The organism is Acinetobacter sp. YH12227 (assembly GCF_013417785.1).
Taxonomy (GTDB): Bacteria; Pseudomonadota; Gammaproteobacteria; order Pseudomonadales; family Moraxellaceae; genus Acinetobacter; species Acinetobacter gandensis.
Genome location: NZ_VPDH01000112.1, coordinates 1 through 6,877 on the forward strand (window position 1 = coordinate 1; position 6,877 = coordinate 6,877).

General features: G+C 35.1%; 6 protein-coding genes. 5 read left to right on the plus strand and 1 reads right to left on the minus strand.

The annotated features are described in order from the left end of the window. The first annotated feature begins 194 nt into the window (after positions 1 to 194). Positions 195 to 1,166 (plus strand): GlxA family transcriptional regulator, encoded by a 972-nt coding sequence (locus tag FTV09_RS16480; protein WP_004733159.1) that lies wholly within the window; start codon positions 195 to 197, stop codon positions 1,164 to 1,166. 692 nt (positions 1,167 to 1,858) lie between these two features. Here FTV09_RS16480 and FTV09_RS16485 read toward each other — a convergent pair. Further along, positions 1,859 to 2,788 (minus strand): type II toxin-antitoxin system PemK/MazF family toxin, encoded by a 930-nt coding sequence (locus FTV09_RS16485; protein WP_180058909.1) that lies wholly within the window; start codon positions 2,786 to 2,788, stop codon positions 1,859 to 1,861. Between the two features lie 552 nt (positions 2,789 to 3,340). Between FTV09_RS16485 and FTV09_RS16490 the strand changes: the two genes are divergently transcribed. From FTV09_RS16490 to FTV09_RS16505, 4 genes are all read left to right on the plus strand, one after another. After that, a complete protein-coding gene (locus FTV09_RS16490) occupies positions 3,341 to 3,691 on the plus strand; it encodes a helix-turn-helix domain-containing protein (RefSeq protein WP_257222930.1) in 351 nt (116 codons plus the stop codon). Beyond that, a complete protein-coding gene (locus FTV09_RS16495; RefSeq protein WP_180058910.1) occupies positions 3,681 to 4,583 on the plus strand; it encodes a reverse transcriptase family protein in 903 nt (300 codons plus the stop codon). Before FTV09_RS16490 ends, FTV09_RS16495 begins: the two co-directional genes overlap by 11 nt. 136 nt (positions 4,584 to 4,719) lie before the next feature. Continuing rightward, entirely contained in the window at positions 4,720 to 6,294 is a 1,575-nt protein-coding gene (locus FTV09_RS16500) for a type I restriction-modification system subunit M (RefSeq protein ID WP_180058911.1), read from the plus strand. Then, positions 6,294 to 6,785, plus strand: coding sequence for a restriction endonuclease subunit S (locus FTV09_RS16505; protein ID WP_180058912.1), 492 nt, complete (start codon positions 6,294 to 6,296; stop codon positions 6,783 to 6,785). The genes FTV09_RS16500 and FTV09_RS16505 overlap by 1 nt, the downstream gene beginning before the upstream one ends. Positions 6,786 to 6,877 lie beyond the last annotated feature (92 nt).

Here is a 6,877-nt window from a genome sequence, read left to right on the forward strand (position 1 = left end):
AAATGGACTGAAGCCATTGCCAGAGAGAGTGCAATAACAGAGCTACTTAAAATTTTATTCATGTTCCAGATCCAATCATTTAGTCATACTCGAATCATGATAGGAAAAATTAAGCAATAAAATTGTCTTTAAGGACAATCATCGAAACTATTGGGACAACATGCTATATTTATTATTTTAGAGAGGTAGACCGAATGGCTATACCAGTGATTGGATTGTTCGTTTATCCCAATATAAATCCATTTCACTTCTCTATCCCCCATATCATTTTCAATATCAGGATTGAAGATAAACGCTTATTTGATCTGAAAATTTTTTCTATAGATGGCCAACCCGTAAAAACAGAACAGTCTATGATGATTATCCCTGATGGGGGGATCGAACTCATTAAAGAGTCGGATCTTATTATTATTCCTGGATGGGATGATTTTAATCATGAGCCTGAAGAAGTACTTATCAATGCCCTAAATTGTGCATATCAGACTGGAATTAGAATTGTAGGGTTATGCTATGGAACTTATGCATTGGCATATGCAGGGCTGCTTGACCATAAAAAAGCAGCTACGCACTGGATGGCTGAACAAGATTTTAGTGAACGATTTCCACAGGTTCAGCTTGATAATGACGCCCTGTATGTAGAGGACCAAAGGATCGTAACCTCTGCTGGAACAGGCGCAGCGTTAGACTGCTGCTTGTACTTGGTACGTGAAATCTATAATGCACGAATTGCGAATAAAGTCTCTAGAGTAATGGTGATCCCGCCTCACCGTGAAGGTGGGCAAGCTCAGTTTATTGAACAGCCAGTCGCAGAATCGAGCCAAGATGCACAAATTAATGTATTACTTGATTTTTTAAGAAAGAATTTAGCTTTACAACATAATATTGAAAGCCTCGCTGAACGGACACATATGACACGCAGGACGTTCACACGGCATTTTAAGAAAGCGACAGGCATGACCCTAGTCGATTGGCTGAATACTGAAAGAATCAGATTAAGTTGTGAACTTTTAGAAACGACAAACTTGTCTATCGAAAAGATAACCGAGCTTTCAGGTTTTAATAATACCGTGTCATTTAGAAAAAATTTTCGTGAAAAATATGGCACCAGCCCTCAGGCATGGAGAAAAGCTTTTGGGATCATTAATGAAAATAATCCACCCATTTAACATAATGGAGGTTATACGAAATGCATACATTGAAATTTATAAAAATCAAAAACTTATGATATAAAGAATAGGCTCGACGATGTCGAAAAGCCGGCTTTTTTATGATCGTTTTTGATAGTTCTTGCCAATAGAATTGGTTAAAAAGTGTTCTATTTTGCGATTTTTTAAATTTTATCAATGCTTGAATACTCAAAATTATCCCCAATTGCTGGGGATAAAATTTAGGCTATTTTGTACGCTTTGGCTCACATCAATCTCTGCTCTTTGCTGCTATCCGGAATATTGGAATTTTCCTATTATGAACTCATCGGGAACAGGAAGTTCCATAGAAGAATAACAATAGATAAGCACAAGGACTGTAAGGTACGACAGGAGTTATACCGAGCGAACCAATACGAAAAACCCCGGCAGGATGCCGGGGTTTTTTATTGTCTAAAATTTGATTCGTATAATTCGTATGATGTTAATTTTATAAAATCTAATTAATGATTTTTAAAAAAATTAACAAGCAAAAAAAAACCAGCTATAAGCTGGCTTTCTTTTGCATTTTGCAGTTGCAGTAAGCGTCTAAGCGCTGTCGCGAGGGCCTTTCTGCCACGGTTTCCTTTTAATAGCGAACTATCAAAAGTACATCTAATTATTAATTAGATACCTCACCAATTACTTTTAGTATATACCTATGCACATATTTGTCAATCAAAGTCATTCAGACTGAGTGAAGCTTTAACACAAGCTTCTTTATATTTTATAGCATCTTCTAACTCTAAAAGTAGTTGATCTATCTGGGCTGATAGTTCATCATTTTTGTTTTTTAATTCATTGTTTTTATTAAAATAATCGTAATAGTTACCTAAATTAACTGCATGTAGCAAAGCTCTATCTAAATTAAGGGAGTCTTGCTTAGATATCTTGAATGTATATGAAGTATTACGAGGATGCTCATACTGTTTTCTATATTTACGTTTTTTTTCCAAAGGTAAAATACGTGTGACAGATACTGTTTGAATCATTGAACAAATCACCCAACTATCTATTTCAGATGAAAAATATACTGATTCAATAAGAGTTTCTGGTTCTAATTTAAAGCAAGATTTATCATTTTGACTTCGTGGTTCCTTCGATGTAATTGGAACAACTTGTACCATATTGTCTGGCTGTACTTTAACTACAATTGCTAATCTTCTTTTATGCATTTCTCCACTTTGGACTGTAGATTTATAACGCTTATTTGTACCTAACTTCTTATTTTTAGCTATTTTATAAACATTATGGTAGTGACCAAACTCTACTTCAACTATTTTACCCTTATGAAGTAACTGATTTATTCCTCCGTGTCCTCGTGCTTTATTCTCTTTCAATGTTTTTGTTAAAAATTCTTCATCTGTAGAAGTGGTTTCTTGCAAAATAATATGCAGTGACCTTGAAAAACCTAGTGTTTCTACATCATTAATATCTAATAATTTCCATCTATAGCATGCTGAAGTTGAAAATTTTTTAGTGAGATAAATTTTTTTTTCGTCATCCACCTTATACAGAAGGCATTCTTCAATGTTCTTTAAAATTTCTTCACCGAGAAGATTTTCTGAATCATCATTGCCCTTAAAGTATTTGACTAAAAACATTTTTTTCTCTGAATATTAGAAATAGATAGTTTTTTTATTCTAACTTAAACTTTAAATAAAGAATCTAAATATTTTTTCGCTCACAGCGAAAAAATATTTGCTATTGGCTAATAAAAATGTATTATGAATAGAGTTACGTCTTGTTGGCTATTAACCATTTTTGTTATTTGAGTATGTAAATACTCGGAGGTTGAATAACCTCAAACTTCGGGGGGTATAGCTCTTGACGACATGATCGATGATCGACATGAGTTAAGACTATATTCAATCGATATTAGTGCCACACGCGATGGTGCGTGTGGCACTTTTTGAAGAGTCAAGTGCTGATCCAGGGTGTTTTACTTCCTAGCGTAGATGGGGCCAATTATGGTCGCAAAGGAAGATTCAAATGAAACAGTCACGTAACCATCAGCAGCCATCTAAAGTTGAGAATAAGGCTAATAAACCAAAATCCCCAAAAGGTTGGAAGTTTATTAAAATTGTTCTAGTAGTATCACGATTCGTCGTGAAATACATCCTTCAGGAGGACGATTTAGGAAACTAGATTATCTCTTGGAGAACACTTCTTTAGGTGGTTCTCTTTTAAAAAACCTATTAGAGGCCTGTAAAATGCTTAATGATGCACTACTTACCATGAGGAAGTATCATCGCATATCTCAAACAGAATTATCTCAATCTCTAGGTATTTCTAACTCTTACTTATCAGAAATCGAAAGTGGGAAAAAGAAACCAACTTTGGAGCTACTTGATAAATATTCTGAATACTTTGATATCCCTGTTTCTTCCTTAATGTTCTTTTCGGAAAATATGGATAAACGTGACACTTTATCAGGAAAATTTCGTTATTTTGCTGGTAGTAAAGTAATCAAACTTATGAACTGGTTAAGTGAAAATGGGAAATAGCCAACCTTCTGATCATGCAAGATATGTATACGACTTAGAGTTACTAAACTCACCGTTATTTCATATTACAAGTAAGAAGCGATTAGCTATGCTGTTGTGTTCATCTGTTAAAGAACTCAATCATATTTCCCGTTCAAAAAATCAAATGTATCAATGTTTTAATAAAAAGCAGACTGATAATAATGGAAACGTTATTAAAGTCCGCCCTATTCAAGATCCTCATGAGAGATTGAAACAGATCCATTCTAGAATTGGAAAATTTTTGGGTAACTTGAAAGCTCCCGATTATTTACACTCTAAACGTTCTAAATCTGCAATTTCGAATGCAAAAGCACATGTAGGTCTTAAGGGGCTTACTTTGAATATTGATATTACTGATTTTTATCCCTCGACCTCAAAAGCTAAAATCCAATCTTTTTTTGGATATACTCTTCAATATCCAACTGATATTGCTAAATATATATCTGAAATCTGCACTGTAAATAATTGTCTTCCTACAGGTAGCCCATTAAGCTCAGCATTGGCTTTTTGGGCTAACAAGGCTATGTTTGATGAAATTTATAGAATCGCTAAAAGTCGCTCTATAAATATGACTGTCTATGTTGATGATATTTCATTTACAGGAAAAGCCATAAATCAAAAATTTCTAAAGAAAATCGTTCAAATAATAGAAAAATATCAGCATAAAATTAAAGAAGAAAAAATTAAATTTTTTCCTGAAAATGGCGTTAAATTTGTTACTGGAGTAGCAATAGTAAATGGTCATTTACAACCTGCTCATAGGCATTTTCGAGATATGAGACATCTTCAAAAATTCGATAATGATATTCAAGTAGCTTTACGATTAGCAGGGAAAAATAACTATATAAAGCAGATCACTAATCATTCTTGAAGAGATTTATTTAACATAAAATCTCTTATTCGAAATTCATCATTTATCTACTTTCATAACCTAATAAACCTAATTTTTATAAGCAGATACTCGCTATACTTAAGTAAATTTAGGTATTACTAGAGATTCTTGCTTCATGACCCAGGTTCAACTTCAACAACTACAAAAACATCTTTGGAATATTGCAAACGACTTACGTGGAAAAATGGGAGCTGATGAGTTCCGTGACTACATTCTCGGCTTCATTTTCTACAAATACCTGTCTGAAAAAGCAATTTCTTTTGCCAATGAACTGTTGAAAGACGAAGGTCTTGCTGAAAAATACTATCAACTTGATGAAAATAACCCTGATCACGCTGAACTGATTGACGGCATCAAAGAAAACTCAGTTGAAGAAGTCGGTTATGCCCTAGCACCAAAACAATTGTTCCACACGATTGCTGAACGTGGTCGTCAGGGTGAGTTTATTCTTGATGAGCTTTCAAATACCTTGCGAGAAATCGAACGTAGTACTCTAGGTGCTGAGTCTGAAGATGACTTTGCCAATCTATTTGAAGATTTAGACCTCAACTCAACCAAACTTGGTAACAATGCCAATGACCGTAATGAGTTGGTCAGCAAAGTACTAACCCATCTCGATAATATTGATTTTGATCTTAGTAATTCAGAATCAGATGTATTAGGCGATGCCTACGAATATTTGATTGGTGAATTTGCATCTGGTGCAGGTAAAAAAGCAGGTGAATTCTATACACCGCAAACGGTTTCGACTTTGCTTGCCAAGATTGTCACTCAAGGCAAAGAACGTCTGCGTTCAGTCTATGACCCGACATGTGGTTCAGGTTCATTACTGTTGCGTGTAAAACGTGAAGTTCAAGATGTCGATATGATTTACGGTCAAGAGATGAACCGTACCACATACAACTTGGCACGAATGAACATGATTCTACATGATGTTCACTTTGCTAAATTCGACATTAAGCAAGAAGACACGCTTATTCGTCCACAGCATAAAGATTTACGTTTTGAAGCAGTCGTAGCCAATCCTCCATTCTCGGCAAAATGGTCAGCAGATCCACTATTTTTGCAAGATGAACGTTTTAGCCGTTTTGGTAAACTTGCACCAAGTTCAAAAGCAGACATGGCGTTTGTGCAGCACATGCTTCATCAACTTGATGGCAACGGAACCATGGCTGTTGTTCTGCCACATGGCGTGTTATTCCGTGGTTCAAGTGAAGGCGTGATTCGTCAGTATTTGATTGAAAAACTGAATGTCATCGATGCTGTAATCGGTTTACCTGCCAATATTTTCTATGGTACGTCTATTCCGACCTGTATTTTGGTATTGAAGAAAGATCGTGGGCACACGGACAATATTTTGTTTATTGATGCCAGCAACGATTTTGAAAAGCAGAAGAATCAAAACAAGTTATTGCCTGAGCATTTAGATAATATTTTAGGGGCGTTTGAAAACCGTCAGGATATTGAGAAATATGCCAAAGTTGCGTCTTTGCAGGAAGTGAAAGACAACGATTACAACCTGAATATTCCACGTTATGTGGATACCTTTGAAGCGGAAGCTGAGATTGATTTAAATGCAATTGCAAAACAGCTTCAAGCTTTAGAAGTTGAAAGTCAGAAGACCGATGCTGTAATTGCTAGTTTCTGTAAAGAGCTTGGGATTGATTCGCCATTTGCGGAGGTGAAGTAATGGCTTCACCAAAGTTAAGATTTAAAGAGTTTGATGGTGATTGGAAAAAATGCTTATTAAAAGACTTTGTGATCTTTTCAAAAGGTAAAGGTATTTCTAAAGCTGATATTTCTGAAGATGGTGTCAATCTGTGCATCCGTTACGGTGAGCTTTATACAACTTATGGTCAGGTCATTGATAAAGTTGTTTCAAAAACTAATATAGCTAAATCTGATTCCGTGTTGAGTAAGGCAAATGATGTCATTATTCCAGCATCAGGTGAAACACAAATAGATATTGCGACTGCATCTTGTGTTTTACAAGAAGGAGTTATTTTGAGTGGTGACTTAAATATTTTGAGTCACCAAGAAAATGGTGAATGGCTTGCTTATTACCTTAGTTCTGCAAAAAAGCAGGATATTTCCACATTAGCTCAAGGAAACTCCGTTGTTCACCTTTATTCTTCTCAATTAAAAGACCTTTGTACACGACAAAAAAAGATAACTCATTGAAATAATGGCATAATACTTGTTTTCTGACGACGAATATGATGACACATTTCAATGAGTTACATCTCATCTTAAACAAATATCTAAAGTGGAAC